15 protein-coding genes, 5 tRNA genes and 1 pseudogene are annotated in these 17,506 nt (G+C 43.1%); 11 read left to right on the top strand and 10 right to left on the bottom strand.

Annotated features, from left to right (window positions below; translation table 11 throughout):
- Positions 1–115 precede the first annotated feature (115 nt).
- From RTN07_RS01225 to RTN07_RS01250, 6 genes are all read left to right on the top strand, one after another.
- Positions 116–1,807, top strand: a complete 1,692-nt coding sequence (locus RTN07_RS01225; protein ID WP_312174949.1) for a hypothetical protein — start codon at positions 116–118, stop codon at positions 1,805–1,807.
- An 18-nt stretch (positions 1,808–1,825) separates the two neighbouring features.
- A complete protein-coding gene (nudC, locus tag RTN07_RS01230; protein WP_312174951.1) occupies positions 1,826–2,635 on the top strand; it encodes an NAD(+) diphosphatase in 810 nt (269 codons plus the stop codon).
- A 113-nt stretch (positions 2,636–2,748) separates the two neighbouring features.
- A complete protein-coding gene (locus RTN07_RS01235) occupies positions 2,749–3,558 on the top strand; it encodes an RnfABCDGE type electron transport complex subunit B (protein WP_312174954.1) in 810 nt (269 codons plus the stop codon).
- A gap of 81 nt (positions 3,559–3,639) precedes the next feature.
- Positions 3,640–4,284 (top strand): endonuclease III, encoded by a 645-nt coding sequence (gene nth, locus RTN07_RS01240; protein ID WP_050324508.1) that lies wholly within the window; start codon positions 3,640–3,642, stop codon positions 4,282–4,284.
- Positions 4,285–4,483: 199 nt separating this feature from the next.
- The gene (locus RTN07_RS01245; protein ID WP_065263418.1) at positions 4,484–5,017 is read left to right on the top strand and encodes an inorganic diphosphatase; all 534 of its coding nucleotides are present in this window, start codon (positions 4,484–4,486) and stop codon (positions 5,015–5,017) included.
- A 131-nt stretch (positions 5,018–5,148) separates the two neighbouring features.
- A complete protein-coding gene (locus RTN07_RS01250) occupies positions 5,149–6,522 on the top strand; it encodes a 3-deoxy-D-manno-octulosonic acid transferase (RefSeq protein ID WP_095355674.1) in 1,374 nt (457 codons plus the stop codon).
- A gap of 139 nt (positions 6,523–6,661) precedes the next feature.
- Here the strand turns inward: RTN07_RS01250 and RTN07_RS01255 are convergent, their stop codons facing one another.
- From RTN07_RS01255 to RTN07_RS01270, 4 genes are all read right to left on the bottom strand, one after another.
- Positions 6,662–7,462, bottom strand: coding sequence for a 3-hydroxybutyrate dehydrogenase (locus RTN07_RS01255; RefSeq protein WP_201664459.1), 801 nt, complete (start codon positions 7,460–7,462; stop codon positions 6,662–6,664).
- Positions 7,463–7,528: 66 nt separating this feature from the next.
- Positions 7,529–8,311: an acetoacetate decarboxylase gene (locus RTN07_RS01260; RefSeq protein ID WP_312174960.1), complete on the bottom strand. Its 783-nt coding sequence runs from the start codon at positions 8,309–8,311 to the stop codon at positions 7,529–7,531.
- A 227-nt stretch (positions 8,312–8,538) separates the two neighbouring features.
- On the bottom strand, positions 8,539–9,255 hold the full coding sequence (locus RTN07_RS01265) for a 16S rRNA (uracil(1498)-N(3))-methyltransferase (protein ID WP_312174962.1): 717 nt from the start codon (positions 9,253–9,255) through the stop codon (positions 8,539–8,541).
- Positions 9,256–9,318: 63 nt separating this feature from the next.
- Positions 9,319–9,408 (bottom strand) — tRNA-Ser (locus RTN07_RS01270).
- A 479-nt stretch (positions 9,409–9,887) separates the two neighbouring features.
- On the opposite strand from RTN07_RS01270, the pseudogene RTN07_RS01275 reads away from it, so the two are divergent.
- Positions 9,888–11,224: pseudogene (locus RTN07_RS01275) on the top strand (dicarboxylate/amino acid:cation symporter).
- Between the two features lie 76 nt (positions 11,225–11,300).
- On the opposite strand, the gene RTN07_RS01280 reads toward RTN07_RS01275, so the two are convergent.
- The 4 genes from RTN07_RS01280 to RTN07_RS01295 form a co-directional block, all read right to left on the bottom strand.
- Positions 11,301–11,606, bottom strand: coding sequence for a CopG family transcriptional regulator (locus RTN07_RS01280; protein WP_312174964.1), 306 nt, complete (start codon positions 11,604–11,606; stop codon positions 11,301–11,303).
- 214 nt (positions 11,607–11,820) lie between these two features.
- Entirely contained in the window at positions 11,821–12,309 is a 489-nt protein-coding gene (locus RTN07_RS01285) for a hypothetical protein (protein WP_282841617.1), read from the bottom strand.
- A gap of 174 nt (positions 12,310–12,483) precedes the next feature.
- Positions 12,484–12,559, bottom strand: a tRNA-Asn gene (locus RTN07_RS01290).
- 160 nt (positions 12,560–12,719) lie between these two features.
- Positions 12,720–12,795 (bottom strand) — tRNA-Asn (locus tag RTN07_RS01295).
- Between the two features lie 411 nt (positions 12,796–13,206).
- On the opposite strand from RTN07_RS01295, the gene RTN07_RS01300 reads away from it, so the two are divergent.
- The 4 genes from RTN07_RS01300 to RTN07_RS01315 all read left to right on the top strand — a co-directional run bounded on the left by RTN07_RS01300 (position 13,207) and on the right by RTN07_RS01315 (position 14,624).
- Positions 13,207–13,656, top strand: a complete 450-nt coding sequence (locus RTN07_RS01300) for an acyl-CoA thioesterase (protein WP_050772869.1) — start codon at positions 13,207–13,209, stop codon at positions 13,654–13,656.
- 8 nt (positions 13,657–13,664) lie between these two features.
- Positions 13,665–14,348, top strand: coding sequence for a DUF2059 domain-containing protein (locus tag RTN07_RS01305; RefSeq protein ID WP_312174967.1), 684 nt, complete (start codon positions 13,665–13,667; stop codon positions 14,346–14,348).
- Positions 14,349–14,435: 87 nt separating this feature from the next.
- Positions 14,436–14,511 (top strand) — tRNA-Val (locus RTN07_RS01310).
- Positions 14,512–14,547: 36 nt separating this feature from the next.
- A tRNA-Asp gene (locus tag RTN07_RS01315) sits at positions 14,548–14,624 on the top strand.
- A 364-nt stretch (positions 14,625–14,988) separates the two neighbouring features.
- On the opposite strand, the gene RTN07_RS01320 is transcribed toward RTN07_RS01315, so the two are convergent.
- Complete coding sequence (locus RTN07_RS01320) at positions 14,989–15,693, bottom strand: potassium channel family protein (protein WP_312174970.1); 705 nt, start codon at positions 15,691–15,693, stop codon at positions 14,989–14,991.
- A gap of 23 nt (positions 15,694–15,716) precedes the next feature.
- Positions 15,717–17,498, bottom strand: a complete 1,782-nt coding sequence (locus tag RTN07_RS01325; RefSeq protein ID WP_312174971.1) for a TrkH family potassium uptake protein — start codon at positions 17,496–17,498, stop codon at positions 15,717–15,719.
- Positions 17,499–17,506 lie beyond the last annotated feature (8 nt).

Raw genomic sequence — 17,506 nt, forward strand, 5'->3', positions numbered from 1 at the left:
GCGGGTATTAACACTTTGACATAGACACTGGCATAGGCACGTCTTACAATAATCAGCAATAAGCGTAGCTGTCATTTTACCTTTATCAACTTAAAATCATTTTGGATAAAAAAACATGAGTCTGCCAAGTCCTAACTCACAAAAACTAACGGCCACCAATTTTGATTTGCCTTCATTACATTTATTAAGACCTGAGATTGCCGTGACGCTACACGATGCCGAGATGCATTTAAGTGAGTTTAATGACGACAGTAGTCAAGCGCCTTTGCTACTTGATTCCGTGGATACCTTGGCGCAATTGGCAAAAGTACTGCGGTTGATTCAATTAGAGGAAGGGTATGAACTTGCCAATAGTCTATCGGCAGGACTGCAAAAACTCTATGACGAGCGTGACCAAGCCAACCGTGACAAAGCTGGCAATGATATGATAATGGATGTGTCAGAAGGCATCATGACATTGGCGCGTTATATCGAGTTTGTATTACTTAAAGAGACCATTGAACCTTCGTTGTTGTTGCCGATTATCAATCAACTTCACAGCGATTTGAATCAGCCAGCGCTGCAGCTATCAGACTTAACTGGCCACAAAAACAGCAGTATCGCGATTGCCAACCCGGAACAAAATTACCAACCGTTAAAATCACTCGGCATTGACCCAAAAAAATTAGTGGAAGCTTATCGCGCAGGTCTGAGCGTGGCGCTCACCGCACAAAGCAATCAATTATCGCCTAAAGAGCGAGACAAACTCAAAGCCATGCAAGCTGCGTGTGAAATGGTTTCAAAACGTACCGATAGTTTGTTTTGGCATGCTGCTGATGCGGCGGTATCAGATTTGGCAGGGGCTTTACCGCTTAGCAACCTGCAAAAGCGGGCGCTCATTTTTGTTGAACAACAATTTAATGACTATCTACCTGTCAATGATTCTCGTTTTGCTGATTTGGTGCAATTTGCCAGCTCAAGAGATAGCCAGCTTGCCTTGCAAGTTCAGCGCAAATTCTCGGCCAATACTTTAGACGAAACCCAGCTAAAAACTATGCGCCGCTTCTTATTTGGACCTGACCGTGAAGTGACCAGTACGCTTAACCAGCTCATCCAGCAAGAAATTGATTTGATTAAATCTGCCAGTGACAGTTATGCTCGCCAAGTTAATCTCAATTCAAGTCCAGATGAGATTGATAGCATGGCGCAGCGTTTGCATGATTTAAGTAGCGTGTTTAAAACCTTAAATTTAAATGAGGTGAGTGCAGCACTGACTCAACAAATTGGCAAATTAAAAACTTGGACGCAGCCAACGCCTGATGATTTTGATGAATTGCTTGGCACTTTAATGATGGCAGAAAATGCGGCAATTAACCTGGCAAAATCACATACCCCAGGTGCGGTAACATTGCCCGTGTGCAACCAAACTATTTCGCTACAGCAAATCGAAACAGCGCACAACACGCTCGTCCAAGAAAGCCGTACCGCGATTGCCACCATTGAAACTGCGCTCAATGATTATCTAAATGACACCGACAAAGATATTCTACATATCAAGCCTGTGCCTGATATCATGCGCACTATCTCGGGTGCTTGCTTATTTTTAAACTTACCTCGACAAAGCCAACTGCTCAAACGCGGTGCCACAGTGCTACAAAACTTAATTGAGCAACAGGGTCGTGAGTTATCAGAGCATGCGCTTGCTAAAATTGCTGATATTGTGATGTCAGCAGATTATTATTTAGAAAGTCTTGAAACGAACAAACCTGCCGGCAACCATGCAATGTATGTAGGCTATCGTAGCTTACAACACATGCTTGTGGCTTAGGGTGATTTGGTAACCAATATGACCGCATTACACCATTATTTGCTTATTTGTGATAACGATAAGTTCGCTTGTATAGGCGAACTTCCTTTTTTTTATCGTTGTGAGGACATGCCTGCTCAGGCCGTTAAAGTGAACACCGATGAGGCAGGCGACAGCATTTATGCCATTGCCCATCAAGATATCGACTTGTCACAATTGCCACAAGAGATTACAGGACAGATTGAGTTTCTGCGCTTTCGACATCTGATTGGCAGCCTTGATGCGCTGCAAACCAGCCAATTAGCCAAAGCCATGCAGTTGTTACGCTTTCGTCAAGATCATCAATTTTGTAGCCGCTGCGGTACGCCCACGGAGTTACACCCCATTGAAAATGCCACCGTTTGCCCCAGCTGCCATTATCACCAGTATCCCCGAGTACAGCCTTGTATGATCACCGCCATCATCAAAACCACCACGGACAAACCACAGATTTTGTTGGCGCATCATCTACGGGCGACAGATAGCAAAATGTATACCGTGCTGGCAGGTTTTGTGGAAGTCGGTGAGAGCTTAGAGCAATGCGTGCATCGTGAAGTGATGGAAGAGGTGGGGTTATCTGTCAGTAATTTGCGCTATTTTGGCAGCCAACCGTGGCCTTTTCCCAGCAATTTAATGGTAGGGTTTATTGCAGAGTACCAAAGTGGCGATATCACCATAGATAACAATGAGCTGATGGATGCCCAATTTTTTGATATAGATAGCTTAGATGAAAACGACCCTATCATTCCGCCAAAAGGCACGATTGCTTACCAACTGATCGAATGGGTCAAACAGCATTACCAATCTTAAACAGATTGATTCAGTGATTTGTCTTGATGATTTGTCTTAATAGGTTATAGGCGAAATAGGCATGAGCTATGGTAAAATACACACTGATGATTATAGTGAATAAAAATTGAGCCATGTCTGATAGCCAACCTGTTTTCGAGGTACCTAATCTATTTAATAATTTAAACCTAAATAGCCTAAGTATCGAGCATCAACGATTAATACAACAAATCGACCAAGTTCTACCGCAAACCCAATGCGGGCTATGCGGTCATCCTGAAGGCTGTTTGCCGTATGCCACCGCCATTGTCACATTGGGCGAGTCGCATAACCAATGCGTGCCCGGTGGACAATCAGTCACCGACCAAATCGGCAAATTGCTTGGGCGTATCCCACTGACAGCTGAAGCCTCAAAGTGGCAAACCGATCCCGCTACCAATCGTCCGATGGAAATGCGAGCCATCATTCGAGAAGAAGATTGCATTGGCTGTACCAAATGTATCCCTGCGTGTCCTGTCGATGCCATTATTGGCTCAGGCAAACGTATGCACACCATTTTTACCGACCTATGTACAGGTTGTGAGCTGTGTTTGCCACCCTGTCCCGTGGACTGCATCGAGCTGGTGCCCTTCACACGGTTGATGGATGACGCGACAAGGCAAACCGAGCAAGACGGATTACGCGCGCGCTATTACGCCCACCTTGACCGTATCGAACGCCAAGTCAATGACAACACCAATGCCAAACCTGTGGTCAGTATGGTACAAGCCAAACTCAATGATATCAAAGTCGATATCGATGCAGGAGCGGCAAAAAACGCCATCGAAGCGGCAAAACTACGCACCCAAATCAAAAAATTAGAAAAACAACTTGCCGTACGCGCTGATGACAACAACCAAGCCTTGGTGCAAGCCTTGCAGCAGCAACTTGCGACACTGCCATAACCTAAAGAGTGCATAATGGTTGCCAACATCAAACCAAAAATCCAAGTGCCCAAAACCGCAGAGACACCGCCCTCACGGCGCATGCCTAATAAAAACGTGTTGCCGTTTTTCCAAAAACTAGCCGCAGCCATTGAAAAACCAGAGACGGAACTGGAATATCAGAGCAACTTTGAATTGTTGATCGCGGTCATACTGTCGGCACAAGCCACCGATGTCAGTGTCAATCTGGCTACCCGCAAACTATATGCCGTTGCCAATACCCCGCAAGCAATTTTGGATTTGGGTGAAGCAGGGCTAAAAAGCTATATCAAAACCATTGGGCTATATAATAGCAAAGCCAAAAATGTGATGAAATGCTGTCAAGACTTGGTAGATAAATTTGCTAGCGAAGTACCGCAAACCCGTCACGAGCTTGAAAGCCTAGCAGGGGTAGGGCGAAAAACTGCCAATGTGGTGCTTAACACCGCCTTTGGGCAGCCTACTATGGCAGTGGATACCCATATTTTTCGTGTCGGCAATCGCACAGGCTTGGCAACGGGTAAAAATGTGCGAGAAGTGGAAGATAAACTCATCGCGCGAATACCACAGGACTATATATTGGACGCGCACCATTATTTGATTTTGCATGGGCGTTATACTTGTAAAGCTAGAAGTCCCGAATGTGGCAAATGCCCAGTGTATGATGAATGTATGTTTAAAGACAAAGCCAAGTTTATTGAAAAGTAAGTGCATTTAAATTAACACAGGATGTTAAACGACCAATTTTTTTAATTCCAAACTTGCCTATGGATATTCATAATTTCCTACAAGTTGCGGCGGGAAAAAATAGAGAAAGCCAACAGACTTTGCTATAATCAACCCACTTTTAGGCTACTTTTTTACAAGCAGTTTTGTAAACAACTTTACTAACAAAAAGGAAAAACTCATGGCAGATTTTAACCAAATTCTTGATGCGGGCGATGTTGATGGCGGCGTGATTAACGTGGTTATCGAAATTCCAGCGGGTTCAAACAACAAAATCGAATGGAACCGTAAACTTGGCGTGATGCAACTTGACCGTGTAGAGCCACAATTATTTGCCAAACCAACCAACTATGGTTTTATCCCACAAACCCTTGATGAAGATGGCGACGAATTAGACGCACTGATCATCACTGACACTCCGCTACCAACAGGCATCTTTATCGAAGCCAAAGTCATTGGCGTGATGAAATTCGTGGATGATGGTGAAGTAGATGATAAAGTGGTCGTCGTACCTGCCGACGACCGCAACAACGGTAACGCTATCAATACCCTAGCAGATTTACCACAGCAATTGATTAAGCAAATCGAGTTCCATTTCAATCACTATAAAGATTTGAAAAAAGCGGGCACAACCAAGGTTGAAAGCTGGGGCGACATTGATGAAGCCAAAGCGGTGATTAAAGAATCACAAAAACGCTGGACAGAACAAGCCTAAGTGTTCGCCTTGAATTTTGCGAACGTCTAAGTTCAAAAACCCTACTTACAAAGTAGGGTTTTTTTATTGCTATTTAAGCCCTCGTTTTTTACAATAACGCCATTTTTTATTAAGTTGTTTCAAGAGTCGTTATGCAAGCCACACCGTTATACTATCGTCTCGCTATGTCGCTGTTAAAGCCACTATACCAACTAAAACTTGCGAGCAAAACCACCTTGCCTAATGAAAAGCAGCAACGCTTCGGTCAAGTGTTTCCCGAGATTCATACCCGCCAGCCAATGATTTGGTGCCATGCGGTGTCACTCGGTGAAACCAATACCGCCGAGCCGATTTTAAGAGATTTGCTCGCGCAAGGCTATGCGCTGTGGGTGACCAATACCACCCATACAGGCTATAACCGTGTCGAGCAGCTGTTTGCGCCTGAGATAGCAGCCGGCAAGGTGTACCATAGTTTTGTACCGGTCGATAGCAAAGCGGTGATTGATAAATTTTTGGCACATGTCCAACCCGTCGCCGCGTTATTTATCGAGACTGAATTGTGGGGTACCACGCTTGCTGAATTGAGCAATCGTCAAATTGCCACGATTTTGGTCAATGGTCGCTTGTCAGAAAAATCTTTTAAGGGCTATCAAAAAGCTGCCAAGCTGAGCCAAAGTATGATGGAGAATTTAAGCCTTATCATCGCCCAAGACAGCGATTCTGCCAAACGCTTTCGCCAATTGGGCGCTACCAGTGACAAAATTCGTATTGCCAGCTCGCTTAAATGGTCTAGTAAAACCAACCCGTTGATGTTAAGCCGTGCCGAAAAGTTACGAGAAACTTGGCACTTGTCAGATCGTGCCGTGATTTTGGCAGCCAGTACCCATGAAGGCGAAGAATTGGCAATTTTAGACAGTTTTTTAACCGTGAAAGCCCAGTATGCCAACCGTCATCCGCTGCTCATTATCGTACCCCGTCACCCCGAGCGGTTTGATGATGTCGCCAAATTGATTGATGCCAAAAATTTACCGGTGATTCGTCGTAGTCAAGATGGTGAACCTGCCAAAAACCAGAGCGTTTATTTGGCAGATAGTATGGGTGAGCTTGGCGTGTGGTATGCTCTTTCAGACATTGCCATTGTCGGTGGGTCTTTGGTGAATATCGGGGGACATAATCCGATAGAAGCAGCCATTGTCGGCAAGCCAATTATTATGGGGCAATATACCCAATCTTGCCAACTGATTGTAGATCAGTTAAAACAAGCGGGTGCATTGGTGCAAGTCAATGGTAGTGATGACTTAACGCAGCAACTGGCTCGATGGCTTGGCAACCCAAAAGCCGCCCAAACTGCCGGTCACGTCGGGCAAATCTTAGCAGAAAAATATCAAGATGCGACCAAGCAACAACTTGCCATGATCATGCAATGTATCGCTGATAATAAGGAACAGCTTATAAAATCAGAGATTCAAAAAATTGACCATGAACCTGTGGCGAGTGATGGTCGAAAGCTCATTGACGATCTGTAAGCCATGCATTAACCATTTATATAGATTACAAATGCAAAAATAAAAAGGACTAGCCAAGCTAGTCCTTTTTTATCAGTCAGTTTTGTAGTTTATTCTTGTAGTCTATTCTTGTACTTCGGTTTTATAAGCCAATAGTCAGCTATTTCATAAACCAGCCGTGACTTGCGATAAATGATTGACCTGTCATCGCATTGGTTGGGAAAGCGGTTAAAAATAAGGTTAATTGAGCGATATCATCAGTTGTGGTAAATTCACCATCAACGGTTTGACCCAGCATCACGTTTTTCACCACTTCTTCTTCAGAAATGCCTTTTTCTTTGGCTTGTTCTGGGATTTGTTTTTCAACCAGTGGGGTTTTGACAAAGCCTGGGCATACCACATATGAGCGCACGTTGTGGGCTGCGCCTTCTTTAGCCAATACGCGGGCTAGACCTAACAGCGCGTGTTTGGCAGAGACGTACGGCGCTTTTAGGGCTGATGCTTCATGCGAGTGTACTGAGCCCATATAAATGACGGTACCTACTTTATCATTTTGATACATGTATTTAAGTGCCGCTTTGGTAGTCAAAAAAGCACCGTCTAGATGGATGCCAATCATTTTTTTCCAATCAGCGTAGCTAAATTGGTCGATGGGGTTGATGATTTGGATACCGGCATTGGACACCAAAATATCAATATCCCCAAATTCTTGCACCAGTTTATCCACGCCAGCATTTACCGCGTCTTCATTGGTCACATCCATGGCAATGGCCACTGCTTTGCCGCCTGCAGCTTTAATTGCATCCACGGTTGCTTGCGCCGCATCTGGGTTGATATCTGCAATACCTACCGCAGCGCCTGCTTTGGCATAGGTTTCTGCGATATCGCGACCGATACCACTTGCAGAGCCAGTGACGAGTGCGACTTTACCGGTTAAATCAGTAGTGAGTTGGGTAGCCATATTTTTCTCCTTAATTTTTTATGACAAAGTGGTTTTATTATGACTGTTTTACTTATTGAAAATTAATTATTGAAAGTTACTATCGGGACGGGCTTGCGCATCGGCAATGTAATCTACCGCTACTTCACCCAACGCAAGGGTGAGATTAGCAATAATATGAGAGGTTTTGACGATTTCTAGCACAGGTAATTTTGACACGGGTGCCATCACATGGTCAAATAACTGTAAGGTAGCAGGTCCTGTATAGGCTGCTTTAACTTCTACATTGGTCAAATAATAGCGCACCAACTCGCAAATACGCGGCGTGCCATCGACATGGGGAATAAGTTTTAACAAATAATTGGGCGTTTTTTCCATATTGGCTTTGACGGTGGCTTTGTCCAGTTCATCATATTTATACGCCATAGTGCCTGTGGCTACGCGCACACTGCCATAGTCGAGGGTGCCAAGTAGCGTGTCGGTGTTGTCAACGGTTAATACAGGCGATGCCATTTTTTTGGGGAAACCCCACAGCTCACGCCCGCCTGCGGTAGGTCCAAAGTCATCTAAAAACATACAATGGGTATAATTGGCATGACGACCTTCGGCATCAATCACTTCAATCACTTGTCCCGATTCGGTATAGTTGCCAAAACCTGTGCTGTTGGGCATACGGATAAACTCGTAACTCACCAGCGCGTCATCAGTGATTTGGAGTGGCTCAGGTACAATAGCGCGCAGTTTTTCGGGATCTGTGCGGTAGGTGATAATAAAGTATTCGCGGTCAAAAAATTCGTAAGGACCATTCGAACAAGGTGGGGCAGTAAAAGGCATAAACGTCGCGTTATCTAAGATATCACTCGCTTTCATGAGCTTTCCTTTTTATCTCGTTATATTATCTAGTCATGTTGTTTAGTTATGCATATTTAATTTTATCGTTATGACATGAAGCAGGAAATATCATACACCTTTATGCAAAATCAATCCCAAGACAAAATTGTTATGATGTTGTAATGATTTTTTCACACCTGCATCCGCTTAACTTTGGCGATAGCAGGTTATCTGACCGCAATGTAGGGCTGTTCTTATGGGCTATTTTATTGGCTAGTTAACAGTGCATGACCGCAGAGCACACTCACGGCATTCTCAGTGCGTAAGATGCGATTGCCAATATGCGCCGCTTGGCAGCCAGCGGTTTTGAATAATTCGACTTCATAATCGATCCAGCCGCCTTCAGCCCCAATCACTAGCACATGTGGCATGGCATTGTCCCACACTTGGGTAAACTGCTCATTGGCATAAGGATGTGCCAAAATCGCCTGTTTGCCTGCAATTAAAGCAGGTAGTTCATCTTCAACAAAGGGTTTTAAGCGTTTTTTGAAGCTCACGGTCGGGCTTACGGTATCGCAGGCTTGTTGTAAGCCTTGATGAATATAGTTATCGAGCTGAGTTAAAAATGGGGTTTGCCAGTAGCTCTTTTCACTACGGTAACTATTGACCAAAATAATATGCTGGGCACCCATCGCCGTCATGTCCAAAAATAGACGACGCAATACCTTGGGGCGGGGAATTGCCAAAATAACAGTCAGCGGAAGTTTGGCAGGTGGCGCAATAGTACAGTGGATTTGTGATAATTCGATACTTGAATCGTGGATATTGCTCACAACCGCTGTGCCTAAATGACCATTTTTGATACCGACTTTCACCGTATCGCCCGATGTCACTTTAAGCACCTGTTTTAAGTGAATCACGCTCGTTTTATCATCAATAATAGCGGTCGATAAGGTATTTTGCGGTAAAAGAATGATATTCATAAGGACAAATCTTAGGCAATAAAAAACCCCAAAACTTAATTAAGTCAGGGGTTTTTTTAAATATGGCGGAAGCTGAGAGATTCGAACTCTCGAAGGGCTCGCACCCTTGCCGGTTTTCAAGACCGGTGCATTCAACCGCTCTGCCAAGCTTCCAAATTGTGGTGGCTATTATATACAAGTGAAATAACAATGCAAGCATTTTTTTACGTTAATGCAAAAAATATTAGCAAAAGAAAGCTAAATAGAAAGTTGGATAACTATGCTGAACACCTTGGCTTAATACCTTGGCTTAATATCTGGGCTTCATAACTTGCGCGGATGTTAAGCAACATATTGAAGCAAAAAACGCTCAAAAACCCATCAATCCTGCGTCTAAAAATATTGATACAACGGATTGTTTTAGTGCCTCCATGTGACCTATTGCAACTTAACAATAATGTTGAAAATTACCTTGCTGATACGTTATCACATTGTTAATATACGCAGCACTGCAATCCATTAGATTTTCTAATGATTGCTGATAAAATTCTAAAGGTTGTGCGACTATTTGGCTAAATTTGTTCCACAATTTTTATCGCAAATGTAACCTTATCTCAGTTTTAGGGTTCGTCAGATAAAGGAGTGTATCTGTCATGATACCTATCGATACCACCACACTCGTGGAACTACCCAAACCCCGTAAATGGTACCAAATTCTGTATGTACAAGTGATTATCGCCATTGTACTGGGTATCTTGCTTGGTGTATTTGCCCCAGAAGTGGGTGAGGCAATGAAACCACTGGGTGATGCATTTATTAAATTGGTTAAAATGATTATCGCCCCCGTTATTTTCTTGACAGTGGTGACGGGTATTGCTGGTATGAGCAATATGAAACGAGTCGGCCGTGTTGCTGGTAAAGCCATGCTGTACTTCATTACCTTTTCAACCTTGGCATTGATTATCGGTCTTGTGGTTGCCAATGTGTTGCAACCTGGCGCGGGTCTCAATATTGATCCAGCCACACTGGCAACAGGGAAAGATGCGGCTAAAGTATCTGAGTATGTTAGCAAAGCGCACGATAGTACCATTACCGGTTTTTTGATGAATATCATTCCAGAAACCATGATAAGTCCACTGACAGAAGGCAATATCCTGCAAGTGTTATTTGTTTCAGTGCTGTTTGGTGTTTCGTTAGCATCCGTGGGTGATCGTGCTCGTCCCGTGTTAAACTTCTTTCAAGAGTTATCTGCGCCTGTGTTTAAAGCGGTTGAAATCTTGATGAAAGCTGCGCCGATTGGGGCGTTTGGTGCGATGGCATTTACCATTGGTAAGTATGGGTGCACTCACTAGGTAACTTAGCCTTTTTGATAGCCTGTTTTTATATCACTTCATTGCTATTTGTGCTGGTGGTGCTCGGTGCTGTGGCACGTTACAACGGCTTTTCAATCATCAAGATGATTAAATATATCAAAGATGAATTGCTATTGGTGTTAGGCACCAGTTCATCAGAAGCGGCACTACCAACCTTGATGCAAAAACTTGAACGCGCAGGCTGCGAAAAATCAGTGGTCGGTTTGGTGATTCCAACAGGATATTCATTTAACTTAGATGGTACCAACATCTATATGACCATGGCAGCGTTATTCATCGCGCAAGCCTGTAATATTGATTTGACGTTGACCCAAGAGATTACGTTATTATTGGTCGCAATGTTAAGCTCAAAAGGCGCGGCAGGTATCACGGGCGCTGGTTTTATCACCTTGGCAGCCACCTTGGCGGTGGTGCCAACTGTGCCAATCGAAGGGATGGCGCTTATCTTAGGGATTGACCGCTTTATGTCAGAGTGCCGTGCATTGACCAACCTAACCGGTAATGCCTGTGCGACGATTGTCGTGTCACGTTGGGAAAATGCGCTAGACAAACAGCGCTTGGACGCAGCGCTCAATGGTCACCCATTACCGCCTATTGAGCATCATCCCACTGTATAAGCGTATAAAAGCGTTGATTAGTCATAAAAAACCCAAAACGCAAATGTTTTGGGTTTTTTTATGGGGCTAAAAATGCTTAAGGTTTTGCCGTATCAGTTGCTTTGGCTTCTGGCTCATTGGCTGTCTCCTCAATCGCTTCAAAAATCACCTCATCGGACACCCCTTGACGCTTCAGCTTTTCGATAAAACGGCTGTCTTTGGCGAGTGAGTAGCCGACATTCTCGGCATCGAGTCCACGGCGAATATATAAGCGAATCAAGCCTTGAATACGTGGAAAACCATGATTTTTGGCGACTTGGGTTAACAAATCCCGCATTTCTTCAGTGATTTTGATATGAATAGGAACCATGACTTGTTGATTTTTTTTGATTTTAGTAATCATTTGCATGCCTCGCGTGTGATCAATTTTTAGCAATGAAGCTAGATGTAACCAGTTTATCAATTAGACGGAAAATTTAGCACAATTAGATATCTTTAACCTAGTGTAATTATTTCATTGGCGAGAAACAAGCAAGGCAAACGTAAAATTCCTACAAAAATCTTAGCCAAATGTTGCATTAGCTTAACGCTGCACGCGACAATCAGGCGAAATTTCTTTACAAAATTTGTTGTTCCCAATAGGCCTGTACCGATTTATCACATTGATAAACCTTCTCAACGATGCGATCGGCAGGGGCATTATTCACTTTTTTTACCAATTCAACCCACAGCTCAGGCGTACCGAGTTCAATAATCACATTAAACAGGGGCGTCATATCGCGCTGCAACAGCGATTGGTCAATCATATATGCCGCAAACACACACGCTTTTGGGTTTTTATCAGCCACGGCGCGATAAGCCATGCCATCAAGCAAGGCTGGCACGGTGATTTTGAATGCTGGTAAAAGCTGCATGGCTAAATGCGCGCTATCAGGCAGCTTGATTAGCTCGATAAATTGGGTGATTAAGTTTTCATAGTAAGATTTATCTTCTGGTGACAGTTTACCTTGCTGATGATCGCTCACTAGCTGGGTGATGCGGTCTTTATTAATCGCTTGTTGTAGGGTCAAAAATTGTGATTGGGTAGGGGAAAACGACAGCGTCATAACTAGTACCTTATCAATAGTATCTTAAGTACTTTAGCAGGTGAGATAATAGGGTATCAAACAAAAGCGTATTAAACAGCAAATTGCTAAACTTTGCTCATAAAAAACTTTGCTCATAAAAAAACCCATTCACAAGGGAACGGGTTCAAAATATACAACAGAATCTGGCTTGATTGGCTCTCCAACCTGGGCTCGAACCAGGGACACATGGATTAACAGTCCATTGCTCTACCGACTGAGCTATTGGAGAACAGATAATCAAGTGGTGCGTATATTACTGAGATTTAAAAAATGAGTCAAGCATTTTTTAGCAAAAAATATTAATAAAGTTCATGATGCAAAATGATTTATAGCAATAATGCTAGATAAAAAAAGACCTTTAACAAGCGATGTTAAAGGTCTTCTTAATATGGCTCTCCAACCTGGGCTCGAACCAGGGACACATGGATTAACAGTCCATTGCTCTACCGACTGAGCTATTGGAGAATAAGCGGTAGAATTTTTTGTTAAACCTGCAAAAATCATCGCAGCGTTTAAGTGGTGCGTATTTTAGCAAATTAACCGTGACTGTCAAGCCCTATATCACAAATATTCGAATTTTTTTATTATTCAACGAGATTTTGGCTAGTAATCAGTCAGTTACTGATTGGCTATTGTGATGATAAGACGAATTTGCTAGTTTAGCGGTTAATGCATCGCTGTATTGGCCAAGTTGCGTCCTAGCTACCTTGCCTCCTAGCTACGTTCTCACCGCTCGCTATGTTGATTCACAGCTATGCTAAGGTTGATAATTTTTTATAATAGTTGTTATATGAATTAAGAAGGATCTTCATTGTGGCTAATTCCGTTGAATTACAGCAAAATTTGCAAGTTGCCCCTTTACAAAACGAACTTACCATGTCTGTGCTGATGACGCCTGATTTGGCAAATTTCACCGGCAATGTGCATGGCGGTGATTTATTAAAAATGCTTGACCAAGTGGCTTATGCTTGTGCCAGTCGCTATAGCGGTAGCTACGTGGTGACGCTATCGGTGGATCAAGTGATTTTTCGTGAGCCGATTCATGTAGGGGAGTTAGTCACCTTTTTGGCAAGCGTCAATTATGTGGGCAAAACTTCGATGGAAGTGGGTATTCGAGTGCAAGCAGAAAATATCCAAAACCGTACGATACGCCATACCAACAGTTGTTACTTTACCATGGTAGCGGTGGATAAATATGGCAAGCCCACCCGTGTACCACCCCTTGAAATCAAAGATAGCCCGCAAGAATGCCGCCAAAAAGCCGCACAGATGCGTAAAGCATTGCGTTTTCAAAGTAACAACATTCCCCAATGTGATATCGAGTAGACAGAAAAATGCGTCATAAATATCTCTCTAAAAAATCCAACAAACCGTTACGCCTATTATGGTCATTAACCGCTAAAAAGTTAGCAGGGCTAGCCTTATTGGTATCATCTAGCATGACTATGCTGGTTCATCCTGCTTACGCCGAATTAATCATTCAAAACAACCCAGTCAATGCAGTCAATGCCCAACCTTCAATTGCGACTCTCAATGAATTGCAAACCCAGCCCACGGATGCATCGCTTGACAAGCTTATCAAGGTGCTACATATCGATAAAATGATTGATGAAATGATTGCCCAACGCCAGCAAGCGGCCAGTATGATGAAAGGGCTACCCCAAGAATTGCCTACGGATGAAAACGCGGGTATTTTTAGCCGTCATGCGCAGAAACAGCTTAAAAATATCTTTGTTAAATATAGCACCGTCTTAGGACAGCAATTAGACCAACCCATCTCTAAACAGCAAATGCAACAAGCTTATCAAGCGATTGCCAAAAGAACCTATACCCAAGCTGAAGTCGATGCCCTCAACCAATTTTATGAGACCCCAATGGGACAACGCATCTTGAGCAAACAATCGCAAGTTTCCAGTGAGTTTGTGCAGGTGATGATGCCGACCTTGATAGGTGACACAAGCCAATTAGAAAAAGCGATGCCAAGCTTGCAAAAAGATATCGAAAAAATCTTTAAATAACTAGTTGACAATCCATGACAAGTCTATATAATACGCGTCACTTCGATGATATTGAAGCAACTTGATTGGCTAATAGATTGTCTATCAGGGTCGTTAGCTCAGTTGGTAGAGCGTCTGCCTTACACGCAGAATGTCGGCGGTTCGAATCCGTCACGACCCACCAATTTGACAAGTTTGGGTCATCGTCATCAGCTACCGTGCAGTGGTAGTTCAGTTGGTTAGAATACCGGCCTGTCACGCCGGGGGTCGCGGGTTCGAGTCCCGTCCGCTGCGCCACTTATTTTAGTGGATTTAAAAACGAAATTTTTAAAGTTTTATGCCTCAAATCTCCCCTGATTTGAGGTTTTTTTTGACGTAAATTTTATACCAAGTTGTTGATTTTAAAAAATATATTATTTTATACATTTTTCTCTTGATGTAATTAGGAAAATTGATTTTTATTGTTAAGTTGAAAAGATATCTATTTTTAATATTTAAGTAAAACTAACGTGACCAAACGCTTGTGACCAAAACGTGACCATTTTGTGACCAAAAATTTTGGCTTACGGCTTGCAAGGTCGCAAGCCGTTGTTCAAACACAAGAAGCCTAGCGAAAATCAAAAAATTAGCCACAACGACTAAATGCTTTGATGGGCTATTGTTATGAATTCTGGGAGGCGTGCATATGCTTGAACAGCCGTCTTAAGTCATTGGTTTCCCCAAATAATACTAAAACCGTATCAGGCTCAATGACAAAATCTGGATGCACAATGCCATCAATTTTGGATTGCGTTTGATTTCGACCAAATCCAAATTGGTTTTGGTGAAATGAAATGGTGGTTAACAGCATCACATTAAATTGATTGATTAAATCAAGCGCGTGAACGGTTTTACCGTAAAATGTAGGCGGTGTCTGTATTTGAACGATACTATAATCGTTATCGAGCTCAAACGAATCAATTAAGCCATTTAGCGACAGTTTTTTTGCCCAGTGCGTTGCTGCCTCGTTTTCGGGCTGGATGATATCATCAACCCCCAATGCTTGTAGCACTTTTTCATGCAGTGGGTTAATCGCTCGGCTAATGATGTATTTGGCATTGAGATTTTTGAATAGGGCAGTGACCATCACGTTTTGCCCTTGGTCTTCACCAATGGTAATGAGCACCACATCTGTCTGGGCAATGGGTAGCCCTGAGACGGCGTTTTCACTGGTAGAATCGATACAAATCGTGTGCGAAATGGATTCTTTGTAGCGCTCAACTTTATCCATATCGATATCAATGCCAATGACCTCATGCCCTTGACTGGTGAGTTTGGTGGCAAGTGATGAGCCAAAATTGCCTAGACCGACGATGATGTATTTCATATCTATACCTTATCAATTTATCTTTAGGTGATAATAATTTCTTCGCTGGGATAGCGATAGCTTTGATGTCTTGGGCGATTTAATAAGGCAATTAAGATGGTCAACGCCCCAACCCGTCCACAAAACATCAGCCCAATCAGGACAGATTTGCTAAACGCACTTAAATGCGGGGTGATACCTAAGCTTAAACCCGTGGTAGTGTAAGCAGAAACACTTTCAAATAACACTTCTGTCATACTCATGTTGGGCTCTGCCCAGCGTATTAACGTACAACCAAACGCAATGATAATCACTGACAAACATATAATCGCAAATGCCCGCTTCACTGAGATATCCGCAATTTCACGACGAAATATTTCGATACGAGAATAGCCGCGTGCCAGTGACACAATATTGAGCACAGCGACCGCAAAGGTTGTGGTTTTGATACCACCGCCTGTAGAGTTTGGGGATGCCCCAACCCACATCAATGCAATGGTAAGCATCACGGTCGGTGGCGCTAGCTGTGCCATGTCTACCACGTTGATTCCTGATGAGCGCGGTGCAGCTGCCACAAAAAACCCTGTCACAAGTTTGCCTATGACACTGGTATGCTCAGTTAAGGTGCCTTGCCACTCAAAGGCAAGCACACTGACAAAGGCAAGCACTAGCAAGGATACGGTCGTCACTAGACTAATGCGACTATTGATACTCAGTAGCCACGGCTTGGCACCATATCGTGAGCGGTTAGGAAACAACAGGCGCATCACCTGATGGCGCAAATATTCCACGACATTGGCAACTATCGCAAACCCCAACCCCCCAAACAAAAATGTCACCGCCACAACCATTTGTAACGGATAATTAAAGCGCAGTTGTAACTCATATAAGCTATCACTCATCGTTGAAAAACCTGCATTACAAAATGCAGAGATGGCATGAAAAACCGAAAAAAAGATGCGACGATGGATACTCATAGGGACATCAAGCATACTGAGATAAATCGCCATGGCTGCCACGGACTCCACCGCAAACGTGACCGCAAAAATTACTTTGAGCGTCTTTAGTACATCACTCATACGATTGGCTGAGGTCACATGCCCAATCTGTAGCTGTGTTTGATAACTGATGCGCCCTCGAAAAAAATAGCTAAAATAAGTGGCAAAAGTTAAAATCCCTAAGCCGCCCAATTGAAACAAACACATGATAATGATTTGACCCAATGGGGTAAAAAAAGCGCCTGTGTCTTTTACCGCCAGACCTGTAATACACACCGCACTCGTGGCAGTAAATAAAGCATCAACAAACGCAATATGACCATACGTGGCATTTGGCATCATCAGCAAAAACGTGCCGAGCAAAATAAGCAATAAAAAACTTAAAATAAACAACTGGGCAGGGTGCGCAACGACTATCTTAAAGCTAAACTCCATTACCAATAACTGACGAATAAAAGAAACCAACAACGCAATTTTTATCAGCGATTTTTCAAACAAGAATTTGTATAAAAAAGAACTATTATCGGCAAAAAAATGTGTCACCAATAATGCAATGACTAATAAAGCAATGCACAAATCAAACGTTAGCACAAGCTTTGAGCGTATACCTTTTTGCACATATTGACTCAATAATTCAATAAAATTAAGCCCAAGCACGATCAAATAAAACGTCGAAGCCACGCCATGCAACCAAACTTTAAAAACAAACCCTGTCTCAATAATCGCAAGCAATACAGCGAATAAACCGCTATAAAATACCAGTTTATTAAGCACACCCGATGGCTTGTCATGCATTGAGTCTAGCGCATTTTTTTTATTTTTTTTCAATATAAAAT

This window comes from Moraxella sp. CTOTU46934 (genome assembly GCF_031979465.1).
In the GTDB taxonomy this organism is placed as follows: Bacteria; Pseudomonadota; Gammaproteobacteria; order Pseudomonadales; family Moraxellaceae; genus Faucicola; species Faucicola tetraodonis.

Coding starts and splice junctions, on each gene's coding strand:
- RTN07_RS01245 (WP_065263418.1), top strand. CDS start 4,484: ATGGCAGATTTTAACCAAATTCTTGATGCGGGCGATGTTGATGGCGGC.
- nudC (WP_312174951.1), top strand. CDS start 1,826: ATGACCGCATTACACCATTATTTGCTTATTTGTGATAACGATAAGTTC.
- RTN07_RS01235 (WP_312174954.1), top strand. CDS start 2,749: ATGTCTGATAGCCAACCTGTTTTCGAGGTACCTAATCTATTTAATAAT.
- RTN07_RS01280 (WP_312174964.1), bottom strand. CDS start 11,606: ATGATTACTAAAATCAAAAAAAATCAACAAGTCATGGTTCCTATTCAT.
- RTN07_RS01255 (WP_201664459.1), bottom strand. CDS start 7,462: ATGGCTACCCAACTCACTACTGATTTAACCGGTAAAGTCGCACTCGTC.
- nth (WP_050324508.1), top strand. CDS start 3,640: ATGCCTAATAAAAACGTGTTGCCGTTTTTCCAAAAACTAGCCGCAGCC.
- RTN07_RS01260 (WP_312174960.1), bottom strand. CDS start 8,311: ATGAAAGCGAGTGATATCTTAGATAACGCGACGTTTATGCCTTTTACT.
- RTN07_RS01225 (WP_312174949.1), top strand. CDS start 116: ATGAGTCTGCCAAGTCCTAACTCACAAAAACTAACGGCCACCAATTTT.
- RTN07_RS01265 (WP_312174962.1), bottom strand. CDS start 9,255: ATGAATATCATTCTTTTACCGCAAAATACCTTATCGACCGCTATTATT.
- RTN07_RS01250 (WP_095355674.1), top strand. CDS start 5,149: ATGCAAGCCACACCGTTATACTATCGTCTCGCTATGTCGCTGTTAAAG.
- RTN07_RS01285 (WP_282841617.1), bottom strand. CDS start 12,309: ATGACGCTGTCGTTTTCCCCTACCCAATCACAATTTTTGACCCTACAA.
- RTN07_RS01320 (WP_312174970.1), bottom strand. CDS start 15,693: ATGAAATACATCATCGTCGGTCTAGGCAATTTTGGCTCATCACTTGCC.
- RTN07_RS01305 (WP_312174967.1), top strand. CDS start 13,665: ATGCGTCATAAATATCTCTCTAAAAAATCCAACAAACCGTTACGCCTA.
- RTN07_RS01300 (WP_050772869.1), top strand. CDS start 13,207: ATGTCTGTGCTGATGACGCCTGATTTGGCAAATTTCACCGGCAATGTG.